This window comes from Gemmatimonadota bacterium (assembly GCA_040882465.1).
In the GTDB taxonomy this organism is placed as follows: domain Bacteria; phylum Gemmatimonadota; class Gemmatimonadetes; order Longimicrobiales; family Gaopeijiaceae; genus JBBEBG01.
Genome location: JBBEBG010000025.1, coordinates 60,319 through 79,485, shown reverse-complemented (window position 1 = coordinate 79,485; position 19,167 = coordinate 60,319). Strand labels below are relative to the sequence as shown.

At 66.9% G+C, this 19,167-nt stretch carries 16 protein-coding genes; 9 read left to right on the top strand and 7 right to left on the bottom strand.

Features of this window, described 5'->3' with window-relative positions; all coding sequences use genetic code 11:
* Positions 1 to 12: 12 nt before the first annotated feature.
* The 4 genes from WEG36_07740 to glmM form a co-directional block, all read right to left on the bottom strand.
* On the bottom strand, positions 13 to 618 hold the full coding sequence (locus WEG36_07740) for a Maf family protein (GenBank protein MEX1257493.1): 606 nt from the start codon (positions 616 to 618) through the stop codon (positions 13 to 15).
* Positions 615 to 1,067 carry a D-aminoacyl-tRNA deacylase gene (dtd, locus tag WEG36_07735; protein MEX1257492.1) on the bottom strand — a complete coding sequence of 151 codons (453 nt, stop codon included), beginning with the start codon at positions 1,065 to 1,067 and terminating at the stop codon, positions 615 to 617. The genes WEG36_07740 and dtd overlap by 4 nt, the downstream gene beginning before the upstream one ends.
* Positions 1,068 to 1,094: 27 nt before the next feature.
* Entirely contained in the window at positions 1,095 to 2,933 is a 1,839-nt protein-coding gene (gene glmS, locus WEG36_07730; protein ID MEX1257491.1) for a glutamine--fructose-6-phosphate transaminase (isomerizing), read from the bottom strand.
* Positions 2,934 to 3,040: 107 nt separating this feature from the next.
* Positions 3,041 to 4,420, bottom strand: a complete 1,380-nt coding sequence (gene glmM / locus WEG36_07725; protein MEX1257490.1) for a phosphoglucosamine mutase — start codon at positions 4,418 to 4,420, stop codon at positions 3,041 to 3,043.
* A 118-nt stretch (positions 4,421 to 4,538) separates the two neighbouring features.
* Here glmM and WEG36_07720 point away from each other — a divergent pair, with 118 nt between their 5' ends.
* The 4 genes from WEG36_07720 to WEG36_07705 all read left to right on the top strand — a co-directional run bounded on the left by WEG36_07720 (position 4,539) and on the right by WEG36_07705 (position 8,032).
* Entirely contained in the window at positions 4,539 to 5,699 is a 1,161-nt protein-coding gene (locus tag WEG36_07720; GenBank protein MEX1257489.1) for a PLP-dependent aspartate aminotransferase family protein, read from the top strand.
* A gap of 230 nt (positions 5,700 to 5,929) precedes the next feature.
* Positions 5,930 to 6,691 carry a glucose 1-dehydrogenase gene (locus tag WEG36_07715; protein ID MEX1257488.1) on the top strand — a complete coding sequence of 254 codons (762 nt, stop codon included), beginning with the start codon at positions 5,930 to 5,932 and terminating at the stop codon, positions 6,689 to 6,691.
* A gap of 43 nt (positions 6,692 to 6,734) precedes the next feature.
* Complete coding sequence (locus WEG36_07710) at positions 6,735 to 7,556, top strand: SDR family NAD(P)-dependent oxidoreductase (GenBank protein ID MEX1257487.1); 822 nt, start codon at positions 6,735 to 6,737, stop codon at positions 7,554 to 7,556.
* Positions 7,553 to 8,032: a DinB family protein gene (locus WEG36_07705; protein ID MEX1257486.1), complete on the top strand. Its 480-nt coding sequence runs from the start codon at positions 7,553 to 7,555 to the stop codon at positions 8,030 to 8,032. The genes WEG36_07710 and WEG36_07705 overlap by 4 nt, the downstream gene beginning before the upstream one ends.
* A gap of 87 nt (positions 8,033 to 8,119) precedes the next feature.
* Here the strand turns inward: WEG36_07705 and WEG36_07700 are convergent, their stop codons facing one another.
* The gene (locus WEG36_07700) at positions 8,120 to 9,631 is read right to left on the bottom strand and encodes a transglycosylase SLT domain-containing protein (GenBank protein MEX1257485.1); all 1,512 of its coding nucleotides are present in this window, start codon (positions 9,629 to 9,631) and stop codon (positions 8,120 to 8,122) included.
* 133 nt (positions 9,632 to 9,764) lie between these two features.
* Here WEG36_07700 and WEG36_07695 point away from each other — a divergent pair, with 133 nt between their 5' ends.
* Together WEG36_07695 and WEG36_07690 are read left to right on the top strand one after the other, a co-directional pair.
* Positions 9,765 to 10,331 (top strand): hypothetical protein, encoded by a 567-nt coding sequence (locus WEG36_07695; GenBank protein ID MEX1257484.1) that lies wholly within the window; start codon positions 9,765 to 9,767, stop codon positions 10,329 to 10,331.
* A gap of 32 nt (positions 10,332 to 10,363) precedes the next feature.
* Positions 10,364 to 12,400, top strand: coding sequence for a hypothetical protein (locus WEG36_07690; GenBank protein ID MEX1257483.1), 2,037 nt, complete (start codon positions 10,364 to 10,366; stop codon positions 12,398 to 12,400).
* 38 nt (positions 12,401 to 12,438) lie between these two features.
* Here the strand turns inward: WEG36_07690 and WEG36_07685 are convergent, their stop codons facing one another.
* Entirely contained in the window at positions 12,439 to 13,341 is a 903-nt protein-coding gene (locus WEG36_07685; GenBank protein MEX1257482.1) for a hypothetical protein, read from the bottom strand.
* Positions 13,335 to 14,687, bottom strand: coding sequence for a cytochrome c (locus WEG36_07680; GenBank protein MEX1257481.1), 1,353 nt, complete (start codon positions 14,685 to 14,687; stop codon positions 13,335 to 13,337). The genes WEG36_07685 and WEG36_07680 overlap by 7 nt, the downstream gene beginning before the upstream one ends.
* A 192-nt stretch (positions 14,688 to 14,879) precedes the next feature.
* Between WEG36_07680 and WEG36_07675 the strand changes: the two genes are divergently transcribed.
* The 3 genes from WEG36_07675 (at position 14,880) to WEG36_07665 (ending at position 19,068) form a co-directional block, all read left to right on the top strand.
* The gene (locus tag WEG36_07675) at positions 14,880 to 15,830 is read left to right on the top strand and encodes a CHAD domain-containing protein (protein ID MEX1257480.1); all 951 of its coding nucleotides are present in this window, start codon (positions 14,880 to 14,882) and stop codon (positions 15,828 to 15,830) included.
* 446 nt (positions 15,831 to 16,276) lie between these two features.
* Complete coding sequence (trkA, locus tag WEG36_07670) at positions 16,277 to 17,620, top strand: Trk system potassium transporter TrkA (protein ID MEX1257479.1); 1,344 nt, start codon at positions 16,277 to 16,279, stop codon at positions 17,618 to 17,620.
* Positions 17,617 to 19,068 (top strand): TrkH family potassium uptake protein, encoded by a 1,452-nt coding sequence (locus WEG36_07665; GenBank protein MEX1257478.1) that lies wholly within the window; start codon positions 17,617 to 17,619, stop codon positions 19,066 to 19,068. Before trkA ends, WEG36_07665 begins: the two co-directional genes overlap by 4 nt.
* Positions 19,069 to 19,167 lie beyond the last annotated feature (99 nt).

Here is a 19,167-nt window from a genome sequence, read left to right as displayed (position 1 = left end):
GGTGTCCGGGACTCAGTCCCCGACGGCGCCGAACCGGTACGGAAGCCCCCCCTGCTCCATCAGGCGGAGAAGGAGGGGGACGGGAAGCCCCACCACGGCGGTGTAGTCGCCCTGGATTCGCTCCACGAGCGCAGCCCCCATTCCCTGGATCCCGTACGCGCCGGCTTTGTCGAGCGGCTCCCCCGTGGCCACGTACGCCTCGGCGAAGGCACGCCCGAAGGGGCGAAAGTTGACCGCGGTCACTTCGATGCCCGCGAGGGTCCGCCGGCCCAGGCTTCCCTCCCCCGGAGGGAGACCGAGGGCGAGTGCGGAAACAACGTCGTGGGACCGGCCCTGGAGGCGGAGGAGCATCCGGACCGCGTCGTCATCGTCACGGGGTTTTCCGAGAATCTCCCCGTCCAGGGTGACCACGGTGTCGCCGGCGAGCACGTGGGCCGCAGCGTACCGGCGCGCCGCCGACTCGGCTTTTGTCCGAGCCAACCGCTCCGCATGCGCACCGGGTGACTCACCGGAGAGCACCGTCTCGTCCGCATCCGATGGAGCTACCTGGAATATGAAGCCGAGGGTCCGGAGAATCTCCGCCCGCCGGGGCGAGGCCGAGGCGAGCACGAGGGTCATCCTTCCGCCTCTTTTTCGAGAACGAGGGTGACGGGTCCGTCGTTCACGAGCGAGACCTCCATCATCGCCCCGAACTCCCCTTCGCTCACGGTCCCGGGCGCCGACTCGCGCAGGAGCGCCACGAAACGCCGGTACAGCGGGATGGCGATCTCGGGAGGGGCCGCACGTACGAAGGAGGGACGCCTTCCTTTCCGCGCATCGCCGTAGAGGGTGAACTGGCTGACGACGAGGATCCCCCCTCCATTTTCCGCGAGGGAGCGGTTCATCTTTCCTTCGTCGTCGGGAAAGATGCGGAGCTCGAGAATCTTTCGCGCCATCCAGGCGAGCTCCTCTTCGCCGTCCCCTGATAAGAATCCCACCAAGAGGAGGAGGCCTCGCCCCGTGGATCCGACGACCTTGCCGTCCACGGAGACGGAGGCCTCCGTCACCCTCTGGAGTACGACCCTCATCGCATGCTCACCCCTGGCGGCATCCCATCACTCGACCGTCACCGACTTCGCCAGGTTTCTCGGTTGATCCACGTCGCATCCCCTCAGCACCGCGATGTGATACGCAAGGAGCTGGAGCGGGATCACGGTAAGGATCGGGAGGAGCGCGGGGTGAGTTTCGGGGACGCTCAGGAAGTGATCCACCTTGCCCTGGAGCTCCGCGGCGCCGTTGTTGACGACCGCGATCACCTGGCCGGCGCGCGCCTTCACCTCTTCGATGTTCGAAAGGATCTTGCTGTACACGGAGTCCTTCGGCGCGAGGACAACCACAGGCATGTGCTCGTCAATGAGCGCGATGGGTCCGTGCTTCATTTCCGCGGCAGGGTAACCTTCTGCGTGGATGTAACTTACTTCCTTAAGCTTCAGAGCGCCCTCGAGGGCAACGGGGAACTGGTAACCGCGTCCCAGATAGAGAAAGTTCGGGGCGTCCCGGTAGAGTTCCGCGAGGTTGCGGATCTCGTCGCTCCCCCTGAGGATGCGCGCCACCTGCTCGGGGAGATCCCGAAGCGCCTTCACCAGCTTTCTCCCCTCGAGAATGGAAAGATCGCGACGGCGGGCCAGATAGAGAGTGAATAACGCGAGCGCGGCGACCTGGCTGGTGAAAGCCTTCGTCGAGGCGACCCCGATCTCGGGACCCGCGTGGAGATAGATCCCGAAGTCCGTCTCCCGCGCGATCGTGGATCCGACCGCGTTCACGATCCCCATGACGCGCGCTCCGCGCCGCCGAGCCTCCCGGAGCGCGGCCAGCGTGTCGGCGGTTTCCCCCGACTGGCTGATCGCGATGACGAGCGTGTTCCGGTCCACGACCGGGTTCTTGTACCGAAACTCCGAAGCGTATTCGACTTTCGTCGGGATCCGCGCGAGCTCTTCCAGCATGTATTCGCCGATCAGCGCCGAGTGCCACGACGTGCCACACGCGGTGATCACGATCCGCTCCACGGTGAGGAGGTCTCGGTCGGAGATGGTGACCCCACCGAGACGGGCGGAGCCCTCTTCTTCGAGGAGCCGGCCCCGCATCACGTCTTCCAGAGTCCGGGGCTGCTCGAAGATCTCCTTGAGCATGAAGTGTTCGTACCCGGACTTCTCGATCGCGCCGAGATCCCACGTCACCTCATGAACCTGCCGGCTCACCGGGCCCTGGTGAATGTGTACGGCCTGGTATCCGTCCGGCGTGATCGCCGCGTAGTCGCCGTCGTCGAGATAAACCACGTGACGCGTGTGGGCGATGAGGGCGGCCGCGTCGGAGCCCACGAGGACCTCGCCATTTGTTCCGACTCCGAGAAGGAGGGGCGAGCCGTGGCGGGCCGCGACGATCTTGTTGGGATCGCGGGAGCTGATCACCGCGATTCCGTACGCGCCGATCACCTGCTCCAGGGCGGCCGCGACCGCGTCTTCGAGATGGCCGCCCGCGGGCCAGAGTCGGTCGATGAGGTGGACGAGGACTTCGGTGTCCGTCTCGCTCCGGAAGACGACCCCTTCGGCCTCGAGACGCGCCCGCAGGGCGCCCGAATTTTCGATGATCCCGTTGTGGACGAGAGCGATGTCGCCGGTAGCCGAGAGATGGGGATGGGCGTTGCGTTCGGTGGGAGAGCCGTGCGTGGCCCAACGAGTGTGGCCGATCCCGCAGGTCCCTGCGACCGGATTCGTCTTGAGGATCCGCTCAAGCTCCGCGAGCTTCCCGGCGGCCTTGACGGTCCGGAGGACCCCGTCGGGTCCCATCACGCTGACGCCCGCCGAGTCGTAACCGCGATACTCGAGCCGCCGGAGCCCGTCCAGGAGGATGGGGACAGCGCTTTTCGAGCCCACGTAACCAACAATTCCGCACATATGCCGCTTCCGGTTTCGACGACTCTGGCGCGTCTGGTCCCTCTGACGGCGGAGCCAGTCCGCCCCTCGAGGGGCGGGCCGATCCGCACCCCGGCATTACCCCGGCATTATCCTAGCAAGTCTCGGGCCAGCTTAATCAACTCCGACGCCCTCGTCCCGTCCCGCGCCTCAGCGATCAGGCGGACCACCGGTTCTGTCCCTGATGGCCGGACGTGGAGCCATTCGCCCCGGCCTGCCCAATCCACCCGAAATCCGTCATCCTGATTGGAAACTCCGCCCTCGGGCAGCCCCTGCATCAGGGAGTGGTACGCCTCGGCGATTTTATCCCGCGGGAAGTCCAGCTTTTCCTTGACGATCGTGTACCCCGGCCAACGATCGGCGGCCTCGCGCAACGTGTGTCCCTCGTCGAGGAGATGCTGGAGGACGAGTGCGCATCCCAGAGGAGCATCGCGGGTCAGGTGGAGCGCGGGAAGGATCACGCCGCCGTTTCCTTCCCCCCCCACGACCGCGCCCTCCTTCTGCATGCGGCGGGCGACGTTGATCTCTCCCACCGGGGTCCGCATGACCGAGACCCCGAAATGGTCCGCCACATCCTCGATCACCCGCGAGGTCGAGAGATTCGTGACGACTGGCCCCGTCTGCCGGGCCAGGACCGTCGCCGCGCAGAGGGCGAGGGTCAGCTCCTCCCCGAGAGGCGCCCCGTCCCCATCCACGAGAGAAAGGCGGTCCACGTCGGGATCCACGGCGAATCCGAGTTCCGCGCCCGACTCTCGGACCAGCTTCCCGAGATCTCCCAGGTTCGCCGAGGTGGGCTCCGGATCTCGGGGGAAATGCCCATCCGTCTCGAGCCCGATTCCGGTCACCCTGCACCCGAGCGTCTCGAGTAGCGTCGGAATGACACGCCCGCCGGCGCCGTGAACGCAATCCACCGCGACGTGGAAGGCACGCGCCCGCAGCCCGACCAGGTCGAGGAAAGGAAGCGCGAGGATACGCTCGATGTGGCGGGCGATCGCGCCGTCGTCCTCGACCGCGGTTCCGAGCGTGTCCCAGGTCGCGCGGGGAAAGGACTCGGCGCGGAGAGACTCCTGAAAGCGTCCCATCCGGCCCGGATCGAGAAAGACGCCGTCCCCCCCCGCGAACTTGAGCGCGTTCCACTCGGACGGGTTGTGACTGGCGGTGACGCCGAGCGCCCCCGCCGCTCCGGCCTCTTCGGCGGCGAGGAGGAGGGTCGGCGTCGGGACGATCCCGAGATCCACGACATCGCCGCCGACGGAGAGGAGACCGGCGCGTGCGGCGTCCGCGTACATCCTCCCGGAGGTGCGCGAGTCTCGGCCGAGGTAGACGGTCCTTCCCGCACCCTCCTCGCGGAGGAAAAGGCCGAAGCCGGCCGCGAGGGAGGTGATGAGCTCCGGAGTCAGGCAGCTTCCGACTTTCCCCCGGAAGCCTGAAACGCTCACCATCAGGTCGGGGGGCAGCGCCAGCGGCATGATCGACGCCTTTGTGTGCCAGGGGAAGGGATCGTGCTTGGGGGAACTCCGAAGCTTCACTGGAGTGGAATCGAGTGTCAACGGCGCCCTTGTCCCGCTGGAGCCCTGTGAATCCGCCATGAAGACGCCATCCCCCGAGCGCGGGTTCGGAACGCGCGCGGTCCACGGAGGACAGGCCCCCGATCCCACGACCGGCGCCGTGATGCCGCCGATCTATCAGACCTCCACGTACGTCCAGCCCGAGCTGGGGAAACACCTCGGCTGGGTATACTCCCGCGGCCAGAACCCGACGCGCGAGGCACTCGAGAGGAATCTCGCCTCGCTCGAAGGCGGGACACACGCGCTGGCGTTCTCGAGCGGTGTCGCCGCGATCGAGTGCGTCCTGAAGTCACTTTCCGCGGGGGACCACGTCGTGTGCGAGGAAGCCGCATACGCGGGAACGACGCGCATGGCGCGAAGCGTTTATTCCCGCTTTGGAATCAATTTCACCTTTGTGGACGGGCGGGACCTCGGGGCGGTGCGGGCCGCGCTGCGCCCAAAGACCAAGCTCCTCATGATGGAGACCCCCACGAATCCGACGATGGGGATCTGCGACCTCGCGGCAATGAGCGAAATCGCACGGGCGGCGGACGCCCGGCTCGTCGTGGACAACACCTTCGCGACTCCCTTCAATCAGCGCCCCCTCGCGCACGGGGTCCACATCGTCGCACACTCGACCTCGAAGTACCTCGGAGGCCATTCGGACATCGTCGGGGGGGCCCTCGTGGTCGCCGACGACGATCTCGCGGCAGATCTCGGACAGCTCCGCAACACGACCGGCCCGATTCCGGGTCCGCTCGACGCCTGGCTCGTCCTGCGCGGGACGAAGACGCTGCACCTCCGCATGAGGGCCCACAACGAAAATGGGATGAAGGTGGCCCGCTACCTCGAGGCGCACGCCGCCGTGGAGCGGACGTTGTATCCGGGACTCGAGTCGCACCCCCAACATGCGTTGGCCGCTCGTCAGATGTCGGGCTTCGGAGGAGTCGTGACCGTGGATCTGGGAACGGCCGATCGGGCGCGCCGCTTCGTCGAGGGAACCGAGCTTTTTGCCCTCGCGGAGTCGCTCGGCGGGGTCGAGTCGTTGATCGGGGTCTCCGCGCTCATGACCCATGGGTCCGTCCCCAAGGCCGAGCGAGAGGCGATCGGGGTGACCGACGGGCTCGTCAGGCTCTCGGTCGGGATCGAGGACGGGGACGATCTCCTCGGCGACCTCGAAAGAGCCCTCGAGGGGATCTAGTGTCCCGTCCCAGAAGCTCGTTGGCATTGACGGCACTGTGTGCCGTCGTCTCGCGGAGACCCGTTCACGTCGTGCCAACGCCTGTGGTCGCTCGGCTCGTGCGCCGCCGCATCCGCCCCGGCAGCGTTGCTCCTCCTCGAAGTAGCCCTGTTACTCCTCGTCGTCGCGCCTTGCCGGCGCGGCGCTTCCACACCCTCGGTGCTCAACGAACTTCTGGGAGGGGACTCTAGGTGGACGTCCGGGGAAAGGTGGCCGTCGTGACGGGGTCTTCCGCGGGGGTGGGCCGGGCGACGGCGCACCGCCTTGCGGAGCTCGGAGCCCACGTCGTCGTGAACTACGCGCGTTCGGCGAAGGACGCGGAGGAAGTCGTCGCCGCGATCCGGGCCGGAGGCGGTGAAGCGATCGCCGTTCAGGCCGATGTGGGTGACGACGGCCAATGCCGCGCTCTGGTGGCGGCCGCGGTCGAGGCCTTCGACGCCCTCCACATCCTCGTGAACAACGCGGGGGCCACCCACTTCATCCCCCACGACCGTCTCGACGACGTGACCGAGGAGGCGTGGGAAGACACCTTCCGGGTCAATGTGAAGGGGACCTTTTATTGCACTCGCGCGGCAGTTCCGCACATGCGCGCCGCCGGGTCGGGGGCCGTCGTGAACGTCGCCTCCGTCGCGGGGATCCGCGGAGTCGGCTCGTCCATTCCGTATGCCGCGTCAAAGGCCGCGATCATCACGATGACAAAGTCGCTGGCCCGAGTCCTCGGACCCGAGATTCGCGTGAACTGCGTCGCACCGGGATTCATCGAAGGCCGCTGGATGCGCGGAGGTCTCGGCGAGGAGCGCTACGAGGAGATGATCGAGGCCGTCTCGAAGGCGGCCCCTCTGCGCGGCGTCGCGACGCCCGAGCAGTGCGCCGGCACGATCGTCTCCCTCGTCGCCGCGAACGACTTCGTCACCGGACAGACGATCGTGGTGGACGGAGGGCATTCGCTGTGAGGCGCCTGTCGAAGCCGGGCGCGGCCACCGGCCCGGTCGAACGATGACGGTTCGGGGCCGGGTCGTCGTCGTGACGGGAGGCGCGAGCGGGATCGGGCGCGCCCTCGCACGCAGATTCCACCGGGAGGAGGCCGCGTCGATCGTCGTGGCCGATCTCGACGGCGACGGCGCCGCCCAGGTCGCGAGGGAAATCGGTGGAATTGGCGTGCGGACGGACGTCCGGGTCGAGAGCGAGGTCGTCGCGCTCATCGAACGAGCGGAACGAGAGGCCGGCCCCATAGACCTATTTTGCTCGAACGCCGGAGTCTTCATGGCCGGGGGGCTCGACACCCCGGACGGCGTTTGGGACACGATGTGGGAAGTGAACTTCAGGTCCCACCTGTACGCGGCCCGGCACCTCGTTCCGAGAATGGCCGCGCGCGGCGGCGGATCCCTTCTTTTTACGGCCTCCGCCGCGGGACTCCTGGCGCAGATCGGCTCGGTGACCTATTCCGTGACCAAACACGCGGCGGTGGCCCTCGCGGAGTGGATCTCAATCCACCATGGCGGCGCGGGGATTCAGGTGTCGGTCCTCTGCCCTCAGGCGGTCCGGACCGCGATGACCGCCGGCCACGAGGAAAGCGTCGCGAGCGTGGACGGGATGCTCGACCCTGAGGTCGTTGCGGATGCGGTCATCGAGGGCTTGGAGAAGGAGCGGTTCCTCATCCTTCCCCACCCCGAAGTCGCCGAATACGCGCGGCGCCGCGCGGAAAATCCCGACCGGTGGCTGGCGGGGATGCGGCGTCTCAGGGATCGTTATGCGGGCGGACGCACCAGGGATTCGGAGTCGCGAGGTAGTGAACCCGAGGGAGGGCGAACCAGATGATCGAATGGCGTGAGCTGCGGGACATGTCCCACACGATGCGGGGGAGCATCGCGAAGGCGCTCCTCGAGGACGAAGAACGGGCAGACGTCGTCCCGCCGGGGTGGAAGAACAACCTCCGATGGCACGCCGGGCACCTCGCCCTGGTGCCACGCTCGCTCACCCGCGGGCTCGCGGGAAAACCGCTGAGTGTGAGCGACGAGATGGTCCGGTGGTTCCGAAAGGGTTCGAGTCCGGCCGAATGGGGATCGGCGCCGGTCCCTTCACTCGCCGAGCTCACCCGGGATCTCGTGGACGTGATCCCCGAGCTCTTCGACGAGTTCGAGGGACGGGAGGGAGAACGTTACGAACGACCGTACCTCACCTCCGCCGGGGTCGCCCTGTCCTCACCCGCCGACGCGCTGACCTTCAGCTTCGCGCACGACGGAATCCATCTCGGTTGGATCATCGCGCTCAAGCGTTCGCTGAGGGCGATGTAGGGGGCGCGTTCGAGCGTCCGCGATGCCGTGGGCGCGGCGATGCCGTGGGCGCGGCGATGCGATTCGGCGCGTGAGTGGGGCAGTCGTTCAGCGCGCCAGCGTGGACGCGGCTCGCATGTTTGCCCGCTCCGCCACCCCTTCCTCGAAGAGCTGGAGGATCCGCGTGCTCGTGCGGAACTCGGCCAGCTGGGCTCCGCGTCCGCTCCGGTAGGTCTCGTTCATGACGAAGGCGAGCATCGTCGCCATCACGCCACCCTCTTCGGTTCCGGTCTCCCGAAAGCGCGTCTGGAGGTCTCGGAGTATTCGCTCGAACCCTGGGTCGTCCCACAGGGCCACGGGAGCGCCGAGCCTGAACATGTCCTCCAGGACCGCGGCGAATTCCGGGGACGGGGCTCCGTGCCAAAAAGTGGCGTCCCGCCCGAGCTCGTCCATCGGAAAGGGGAGGTACAGGTTCGCGCCCGCGGGGACCTGCCTGAGGAGGGCGGGATTGAAGCGCCGGACCTCGTCCGTTGTGAGCCCCGTACGCCGGACGACCTCTTCGATCGGGATATTCCGCCCCGCGCGGATCGCGAAGATCGAATCCTGCGCGATCGAGGCCGTCAGCTCCAGAATGCGCCCCGCGTTTCCGAAGACCATCTCCGTGTAACGAAAGGAGCGCGGGCCATAGGTGCGCACGACCTCCCGGTAGCGGTCGGTCGAGATCTCGCGCAGATCCAGCGCGAAGGCGGCGCCGATCAAATACTGTTCGCGAACGTCCTGACCACCGAGCCGGTCCCCGTTGATCAGGGCCCGCCCCACGTTCGTCCCCCCCGCGTGGTGCTCGGAAAGGGCTGGAATGAACGAACCGTATTTCGCGGTGAGGATCGCGAGATACGCGGCGCAGTACGCCGCCTGCGTCGTCTGGTTGTGCGCTTCAATGACGCTGGGCGAGAGGCGTTTCAGCTCGTTCCAGTTCCGGTCGAGCCACTGGCAGAAGCCGATCGCGCGGGCCTCGGAGCGAACCGTGGGGTTGAATCCCGACTCGATCATGGCCTGGGCGAGGCCGATCTCCGCGGGCACGCCGAAACGCTCGTAGATCGCGCCCCAATCCGCGAGGAACGAACCGTAACGCGCCACGTTCGGCGAGACAAAAGCGCCGCGGGTGGGGTTGTGCATGAGCGGCCCCGTGACGGGATCGAGGAGACTCACGACCTCGTCCCGGCGCCGCGCCAGGTTCGAGGCGAGCCGCTTCCCCGCGAGGGTGACCGCGAGCTCGGGCTCCTCCCATGCCGCGTCACGCGACCAGTCCCCGTTCGAGGGAAAGACGGCGATGAGCCGACCGTCCACCGCGCTCCCGAAGGCAACAGACCCGTCGGGAATGGTGAAGATGTGCTCCCAAAACGTGTAGCCCGGGCGAAAGGCCTGGATGGCGGCGAAGTCGTTCTCGAGCCGAGCGCGTACCAGCTGCCCGACGGCCATCGCGGGATCGAGAAGAACCGGGTCCGGGGCCTCCACATCGAGCGGCGACTGTGCCCCGAGCGGACTCGGGCCAACGATTCTCGAGAAGGGAAGCCCGGCCACGAGGATCGCGGCGAAGAGGAGTATGGTCCTGTTTTTCATGGGCTCCCGAATGTTGATCCGAGCGTAACCATATGTTTCTCCGGCGAAGTTACTGTTGGCGGCCCGCACTTGCCAGAGATATTTTTGTCGCGCGCGCAACACTACTTCCAGGAGACTCCCCCAGAGGGCCGACTTGTTAATCGCATCATCGCGACGGCGCGTCACGATCGTATGGAGCTCCGTCTTACTGGCCGGGTGCGGGGGCGGCGCGGCACCGCCCGGAGCGCCTGCTGCCGAACGGGGCCCCGTGGCCCAGATCGTCTTCGGCACGGATTCTCCCATCGCTCCCGACGTGCAGAATGCCATCGCCACCGCTCTCCCAGTCCAGGTGGACTCGCTCGATCCAGGGGCTCTCGTGGATGTCGCCTGTGGCCAGTCCGCCCTCATCGAGGTCGAAATGCAAGATTTGAACCAGGACGAGGTGCCCGAGGTCCTGATCGAAGTCCTGGGTTGCTTTTACGGAGGAACGGGGGTCGGGGTGATGCTCTTCATCGCGGACTCGACGGGAGCGTACCAGCCCAATCTCGGCATTCCCGGAAGGGTCGTGGAAACCCGCCCGGCGGGGCGCGATGGGTATCCCGATCTCGCGATCGCGGGAATGGGATTTTGCTTGGGGATCTGGGGGTGGAACGGAAGAGAGTACAAACACCTTCGGAACGAACCGACCGCTCCAGGGGGGTGTGAAGGCATCCCCGGATGACAACCCCCGCTCTCCTTTCGAAGAGGAGTCCCATGAAACGCGCGAAGACCCTCGTGTGGCATTCTGCACTCCTCGTCGTCCTTCCCCTCGGCCTCGCCGGGCAGGACCGCGGAATCCCCGCGGGCGAGTGGCACTACCTCGGCGGGGACGCCGCTCACACGCGGTCCTCGCCGGTCGAGCAGATCAACGCCTCCAATTTCGCCGCGCTCGAGGCCGCGTGGATCTGGCGGGGCGACAACTTCGGGCCGAGCCCCGAAACGACATCCCGCTCGACGCCGAGCTACATCAATGGTGTGCTCTACACGGTCGCGGGCGAGCGCCGCACGGTCGTCGCGATCGATCCGGCGACGGGCGAGACGCTCTGGACCTTCCGCGAGCCGCACACGACCCGCTGGGAGCGCTCCATGCGGGCGAGCTATGGAAAAGGGGTGGCGTACGGAGAGATCGGTGGACGCGGCGTGATCTACATCACCTCCCCCGCCTTTTTCCTCTGGGCTCTCGATGCGGCCACCGGACTTCCGGTCGAGGGGTGGGGGCGACCCGTCCCTCTCGAGGACTTTTCGCGGACAGGTGTCGTGGACCTCCTCCCCGATCTCCTCGAGGGATGGGGTCCCTGGGAGGAATGGAACGGCGGACCTTACGATCCCGACTTCGGAATTCCGCGCGAGCTCGGGATGATCACGAGCTCCTCGCCGCCCATCGTGGTGAACGGGGTCGTCGTCGTGGGGAACTCCGCCGAGCAGGGGTACCTGCAGAGCCGGATCGAAAATGTCCCCGGGGACATCCTGGGATACGATGCCGCCACCGGCGAGCATCTCTGGAAATTCCACGTCATCCCGCGCCCGGGTGAAGTTGGGCACGAGAGCTGGGAGAATGACGCCTGGTCCTACACGGGGGACGTCTCCTCCTGGGCGCCCATGTCCGCCGACCTCGAGCGGGGAATCGTCTACATTCCCACGAATCCCGCGACCGTGGACTACTGGGGAGGCTTCTCCCCCGGCGACAACCTCTTCGGCACGAGCCTGATCGCCCTCGAAGCGCGCTCCGGGCGGCGGCTCTGGCACTTCCAGATGGTGCACCACGACCTCTGGAACTACGACACCCCCACCGCTCCCGTCCTCCTCGACGTGACCGTGAACGGCGAAGAAGTCCCGATCGTCGTCCAGACGACGAAACAGGGTTTTGCCTACACCTTCAACCGCGTCACGGGCGAGCCGATCTGGCCGATCGAGGAACGACCGGTGCCCCCGTCGCAGGTCCCGGGCGAGCAGGCGGCGCCGACCCAGCCCTTCCCCACCCGACCGGCCGCATACGAGCTCCAGGGATTCACCGAGGACGACCTGATTGACTTCACGCCGGAGCTCCGCGCCCGCGCGGTGGAGACGGCGAGAAACTACCTCCTCGGACCCCTCTACAACCCGCCGATCCACGTCGGGAACGAAGGGGGCTACCGGGGCGCGGTCAACTGCCCGGGAGGGGTGGGCGCGACGAACATCTTCAACCCCACGGCGGCCGACCCGGACACGGGGATCCTCTACGTCTCCTCCGGCCGAACCTGCAACGCCTACCTCGTCGGCCCCGGCGTGGACGTGGACAACCCCGACGACCTCGCCACGACGGGAACAACGATCTCGCGGTGGGCGAACGCGGGGGGGAGCGGATTCCCCGGGCCGGACGGACTTCCGGTCTTCAAGCCGCCGTACAGCAAGATCACGGCGATTGATATGAACACCGGGGAACATCTCTGGTGGATCCCGAACGGAGCGACCCCCGAGCGGATCCGAAACCACCCGGCGCTCCAGGGCGTGGAGCTTCCCGAGACGGGACAACTCGCGCGGCCCGTGCCGATGGTGACCGGCTCCCTCCTTCTTTATGCGGAGGGGTCCGGGGGCGCGCCGCTCCTGCACGCGGTGGACAAGGCGACGGGTGAGGAGCTTGGGACCCTCGGGCTCCCCGCGACGGGCCAGTACGGCATGATGACCTACGAGCACGAAGGGAAGCAGTACATCGTCGTGCAGGTGGCGGGCGGGGGGCTCCCGGGCTCGCTCGTCGCGCTCACCCTCCCCTGAGGGCGGGCAGGCCGGAACGCGTCCGAAGGAACGACGGCTCAGGGAGTGACGACGACGGTGACGTCCTCGTAATCCACCAGCCCCCCGTCGTGGGCGAGCGCGCGTACCACGTAGGTCCCGGGCTCGCCGAATGTCGCCGTGGCGGACCACCGGTTGTCGGGCGGAATCGAGGGAGGCGACCATCCGGCCGCCCAGGGCGAGCTGGCGCCGTCCCTGTTGTCCTGCCAGACCTTGGCCTGGGGCGGATCGAAGGCGATCTCCCCCGGGCCCCGGTAATGGAACCAGGAAAAGCGCAGTCCCGCGGCCGAGTTCGGCACGAACTGAGACTGCCCGACGGCGCCCGCCGGCATCCCCCGCCGCCCGGGCTTTCCATCGTCGGTCGCGACCGCCGACAACGCGACAGCCTCGCCCACTCGCGCGGTGCGCTGGTTCTCTCCCTCGAGCGTCACCTCGGGGGGAAGATTTCCGACGAGCTGGGGATTAAATCCCGTCTGGCCCCCGGCACCGAAGTTCGCGCTCATCACGACCTCGTCCACGGCGTATTCGGGCCGCAGGGTCCCGTAGGCCGTATTCGTCTCGCCGTTCGCGGTGATCGTCCAGACGACTTCTCCATCCCCGAAGTCCGCGGGGACGCGCACTCTGAAGACGAACTGATTCCGGCGCGGAAGGAAGTGGGTCGGCTGGTCAAGGTCGGGACCGCCCGGCTGGAGGTTGTTATCGGGGCCGATCGGGATGTGGATCTCTTCCTCCCAGTTCCGATTGAAATAACCGAAGAGGAGGTCGTAAGTCCCATCGGGATTTCGCCAGAATCCTTCATACGCGGGGGCAATGCTCCCTCCCGTCATGGGCGACTGCGCCACCGCCGGAGGCGGCGCGACAAATGGGGCAGCCGCGTGGACGGCAAGAGCCACCGACAGAACCCCGAACGGCCGCCTCACCATGACCGGGGAAGCTCCGCGAAGGCGCAGAGCGGGCACCCGAGCGCGCCTTCGCCGGGCGCGAGGCCGAGTGCCTCGCGGCGCGCGGCGACCTCCGCGGCGAACTCCGCATCGTCCAGCGGAATTCCCGGGAGGAAAACGATCGCCATGTTGTCGATCGAGCGGTGACCGAGTCCCTGCCAGTTCCGGGGATCGATCACGTTCGCATTGTCCGGGGTCGTATCGAAATAAGCCGTCACATGGACGAGCGTCCCCCGTGGGAGGAGGGGTGCCGCGTGCTCGCCGTAGTTGTAGACTTTCACCCAGTTGTGATCGTATCCGCTGCAGCTCATCGTCTCGGCGCGGCCGCCCCAGATAGCCTCCCAGCACATCCTCACCCCCGAAGCGTGCATGTGCGGCTCGAAGGTCTCGATCCGCATGTTCTCCTCGAGCGTCAGGTAGAGGTGGACTTCCTGTCCCTTCTCCATGGGGCGGAGGTCGATCTCGCCGTTTCCGAAGACGAGGCTCGAGATGCGGTGCTCGGGCTCATATCCGACCGGGTGGAATTTGAAGCCGAGGCGGAGGTGGGCCGTCGTGGTCCGATCGTTCGAGTTCATGTGGACGCCCGGAATCATGAACTGGGACCCCGCCGGGAGGAGCCGCCCGGCACGCGGGTCGAAAAATTCGGCGTTCCGACCGACCTCATGGATGGGCCAGCTGCTCCCGCCGCCACCGGGGCCGGTTGAGGCCAGGATCGCATGGTGGAAGATGAAATTTCCACCGAGCGCCCCCTCGACATCGCTGATCTCCTTCACTTCCATCGCCGCGACATAACGATCTTCGCCGAGCCCGGTCGGTACGGGCGGAATCGCGCCCCACCAATCCGGCGCGTTCGCTTCCATCGTGAAGGAGGGGAGATCCACGATCAGGTCGGGGGTGCCGATCTGCCACTCCTCCTCCGCCGAGAACTCGAGGGCCGGCGGGAGGTCCGCCGGGTTTCCCTCCGGAGCCCCCGCGTCCACCCAAGCGGCGATCATCGCGACGTCTTCATCTGAAAGCGAAACGTCGTTCCGGAAATCCTGAATTCCGACGTCCTTTTCGACGAACCAAGGGGGCATCGCGCCCATCCGGTCGCGGATCGCCGTCCTCTCCTTGATCACGGGTGCCCAGGGACGCACCTCCGCGTAGCTCAGCAGCGACATCGGGGCCATCGAATTCGGGCGATGGCAGCCCTGGCAGCTCCGTTGGAGGATCGGCGCGATGTCCCGCGAAAAGGTCACTTCCGCGCTCTCCTGTGCCGCGATCGCGCCCGCAGGCACCAACGCGAGGGGTCCCAGGAGGAGGATGGCGGCGGTCGGGATGCGGATCATCGGTCGTCCCTCGAGTCGGCGTGGCACTGCACGGGAGCGGCGAGCGCCCCTCCCTCGGCAAAGATGGAGGAGGTCGATCAAAGGTTAGGCAGGACTTCGCATGGAAGGCAAGGATCCCAGGCCGCAGGGGGATCGGAGCCGCCCCGCCGGGCTATTTCGAGTTGGACATCAAAATGATACCCTGGGGGCGAGATGCGATACCGAATTTTGGCCCGCGAGCTCCCCGAAAGCGCCCTTCGCCGGATCGCCCGCGAGGCGGTCGGAGGGACGCTCGTGCGGATCGAGGATGCGGACGGCGATCCGCACCAGGTCGTACACGAAGTCCGAAAGGCCTGCACCAAGATCCGGGCCCTTCTGCGTCTCTTCCGCCCTGCCTTTCCGGAGTATTCCCGTGAGAACGAGTTCTTCCGCGACATCGCGCGAACGATCGCCGACCTCCGGGATGCGGCCTCCCTGGTCGAGTGTTGTGACGCCCTCGCCGAGGGTGCGCGGCCCGGCGACGGAACGACCGAGGCGGTCGCCTCCGTGCGGGTGGCGCTCCTCCGGCGACGCGAGGAGGTCAGCTCCGCCATCGGGATCGGAGACCGGCTCGGAGCCGTTCACGCCCTCCTCGAGGAAGCTCGCGAGCGGATCGCGGGCTGGTCGCTCGAGTCCCAGGATCTCGACACGGTCGCCGCGGGCTTCAGCGACGGCTACAGGCGGGCCCGGAAATGGATCCGGCGGGTCAGCGCGGAACCCACCCAGGAAAACCTTCACGAGTGGAGAAAAAGCGTGAAGGTCCACCGCAACCATCTGCGCATCCTCCGGCCGGTCTGGCCGGCCGTCCTGGGCGCGAGGCACAAAAGGGTCAAGCAGCTCGCGACCCGCCTGGGCGAGGAACACGACCTCGCAGTGCTTGGGGAGGCGCTCCACCGTGAGCCCGGCCGCTTCGATTCCGAAGCCGTCGCGATTCTGGAGGAGGTGATGGGGAGTCGCCGGGGGGAGCTTCAGGATTGGGCGCTCCCCGAAGGCCGCCGCCTCTTCGCCGAGAAGCCGAAGCGGGTCCGCGAACGAATGCGGAAGGGATGGGAGAGTTGGATTCGCCGGTTTCCTTCCCGTACACCTCTCGCCCGATCGCGCGACCGGCCCGGCCTCAGGCGTTGAGCGCCGGGGGCGCGTCCGCCCCCCCTACGCATCCCCTCCGCGCAGGCCCAGAGAGCCCCTAGCGGTGCGTCCCCCGCCCCCCGCCCCTTCCCGGCTCGGCAGCTTCATCTGTTTTCCGCAGCAGGCTTCGGAGTGGGGCATGGAGGGGGGACAGGGGCACCCCTTCTCGTAGACGAGCTGGGCGCCGCAGCTTTCGCAGGAATATCGATCCCCGACGTTCCGCGTCATCTGAGTCTCCTCGCGCGCCCTCTGGCGCGCCCAGTGGGTTCCGCGTGGCGAGGGTCACGTAGCGGTTGCCACGCCGCTTCGGAACGGCCGCTGCAAGGCGTCCGCGCCCCTCCGCTTTACCTACCAGCCACCCCCGTATACCTTCCCCACCCAGATTCGAGCGTGGGCAAGCTTCCCCCGGTCCTGCCACCCACTTCCCCACATCCAAGACCCTCCCCTTGCGAGTCCTGATCGTAGGCGCGGGAGCCGTGGGTTTTTACCTGGCGCGGCGACTCGCGGAGGAGGCGCACGACGTCACCATCGTGGATAGCGACCCGGAGAAGGTCCGGCGCGCCGCGGACAACCTCGACGCCCTCGCGATCGAGGGGAACGGTGCCGCACTTCCGGTCCTGGAGGGGGCCGGTTTGGGGAAGGCCGACATCCTCATGGCGGTGTCCGGCTCGGACGAGGTGAACCTCGTCGCCTGCATGTTCGCCTTGCACCGCGGGGTCAAGGTGAAGGTCGCGCGGATCAGCCACCCGGAGTACTACTCGGTCCAGGGGACCCTCTCCGGCGAAGACCTGGGCGTGGACCTGATGATCGGTCCGGAACAGGAGTGCGCGTGGGAAGCTTTCGGACTCCTCAACACCTCCGCGGCGACCGACCTCGCGCGCTTCGCGGGGGGACGGATCGAGCTCGTGGGGATGAAGGTCCTGCCGGGCGCCCCCGTTGCCGGCAGGACGATGACGGAGATCGACAAGCGATCCGGCGGCCTCGACTTCGTGGTCGCCGCGGTGGTACGCGGTGGCGCGACGGAAATCCCCACCGGCTCGACCATGATCGAGGCGGGGGACAAGATCTTCGTCATGGGTCCCGCATCGGGAATCCGTGCCCTTCCGACCCTCGCGGGGCACGATCCCTTCAAGCTTCGCAGGGTCATGATCGGGGGCGGAAGCGACGAGGCGGTCTACCTCGCCCGCCACCTCCTCCACCACGACATCGCCTGCACCATTCTCGAGTCCGATAAGGACCGGTGCCGCGAGCTCGCCGAGATGCTCACGGGCGCGCTCATCCTCCACGGCGACACCACCGACCTGGATCTGCTCGAGATGGAGGGCGTCGAGGGGATCGATGGCTTCGTCGCGCTCACGAACCGGGACGAGGTAAACATGCTCGCGGCCCTCCTCGCGAAGACGTGCGGGGCCCGGAGAGCCATTCCTTTGATTCACAAGATGGAGTACATGGCGCTCATCGAACGGGTCGGGCTCGACGCGGCCGTGTCTCCCCGCATCTCGGCGGCGAATGCCATCTTGCGCTACGTGCGTCGCGGCCAGATCGCGTCCGTCGCCACACTCACGGGGACCGATGCCGAGGCGATGGAAACGGTGATCGGCGCCTCCGCCTCCCTCGCCGGCCACAAGCTCCGCGACATCCGCTTCCCGCACGGCGCGCTCCTGGGCGGAATCGTCCGGAACGAGAAGGTCATCATGCCCCGGGGATCGGACGCCCTTCAGGCCGGTGATCACGCGATCTTCTTCGTGCTTCCCGAAGCGATCACCGCGGTCGAGGAGCTTCTCGCGTGAGCTTCCGACACCTGATCTTCACGATCAGCGTCGTCCTCGTTGTATTCAGCGCAGCACTACTCGCCAGCACGATCGTGGCATGGGGATACGGCGGCCCCGATCTGCCGGCCTTCCTCATCAGCACCGTCATTTCCGCGACGCTCGGACTCGTGGGGATGAGCACGACGAAGCTCAAGGGTAGCCTGACGATCCGCGAAGGGTACGCCGTGGTTTCGCTCACCTGGATCGTGGTCGGGATCGTCGGCGCCCTTCCCTTCCTCCTGTCAGGTGTCGTGGAGAGTCCCGTTGCGGCGTTTTTCGAGGCGGTCTCGGGACTTACGACGACAGGCGCCACCGTCTTCCCCGACGTGGAGGCGCTCCCACAGGGAATCCTCTTCTGGCGGTCGCTGACACAGTGGCTCGGGGGGATGGGAATCATCCTTCTCGGCGTCGCGATCCTCCCCTTCCTGGGGGTCGGAGGGATGCACCTCTTCCGGGCCGAGGTGCCGGGTCCCGTCTCAGAACGCCTTTCCCCGAGGATCACACAAACGGCGAAGCTCCTCTGGGTCGTGTATGCCGGACTCACCCTGATTCTGTTCCTCCTCCTCATGGCGGGCGGCCTCTCCCCCTTCGACGCGTTGAACCACGCCTTCACAGCGATGCCGACCGGCGGGTTTTCCACGCGAAACGCCTCAGCGGCCGCATACGAGTCTCGCTTCGTCCAGTACGTCCTCATCCTCTTCATGTACCTGGCCGGCGTGAACTTCGTCCTCCACTTCCGGGCCCTTTCGGGGAAATTCCGCGGCTACTGGGCGAGCTTGGAGTGGCGCTTTTACACGGGAGCCTTTCTCATCGCCACGCTGGGGATCTTCCCCTTCCTCTTCCTCTCGGACGCGGGCGCGGGACTCGGCGTGGAGCGGGTGTTCCGGGATACCCTCTTCCAGGTCGTGTCGGTGGGAACGACGACCGGTTTCGTCACTTCGGATTACGGAGGGTGGCCGCTCGCGCCGCAGCTCGTCCTCGTCGCGCTGATGCTGATGGGAGGGATGGCCGGCTCCACGGGCGGCGGAATCAAGTCCATGCGGATGTTCGTGCTCCTGAAGGCGGGGATATCGCAGCTGCGCCGAAACCTCCATCCACGCGCGGTCGTCGTGACGCCGATGGGCTCGAAGGCGCTTCAGGACTCGGAGGTTCTCAACATCCTCGGGTTCGTCCTTCTCTTCTTGGGGATCTTCTTCGCGGGAATCCTCGTCCTCGCGGGGTTGGGTCATGACCTGGAAACCGCCATCGGAGCGAGCGTGGCCACGATCGCCAATATCGGACCGGGGCTCGGCGAGGTCGGCGCGGTCGAGAACTACGGCTGGATGGATCCCGCGTCCCAGCTCGTCCTGATCGCGCTCATGCTCATCGGCCGCCTCGAGATCTTCACGGTATTGCTCCTGTTTTATCCGGACTTGTGGAGGCGATGAAACGACCGGGCGAGGACCTAGCCGTGACGCTTGCCCGTGCTAAGGATTGAAGGTTCCAGCGTTGCCCGTGAGGGAGTGTCGTAGCGCACCGTGATCCAA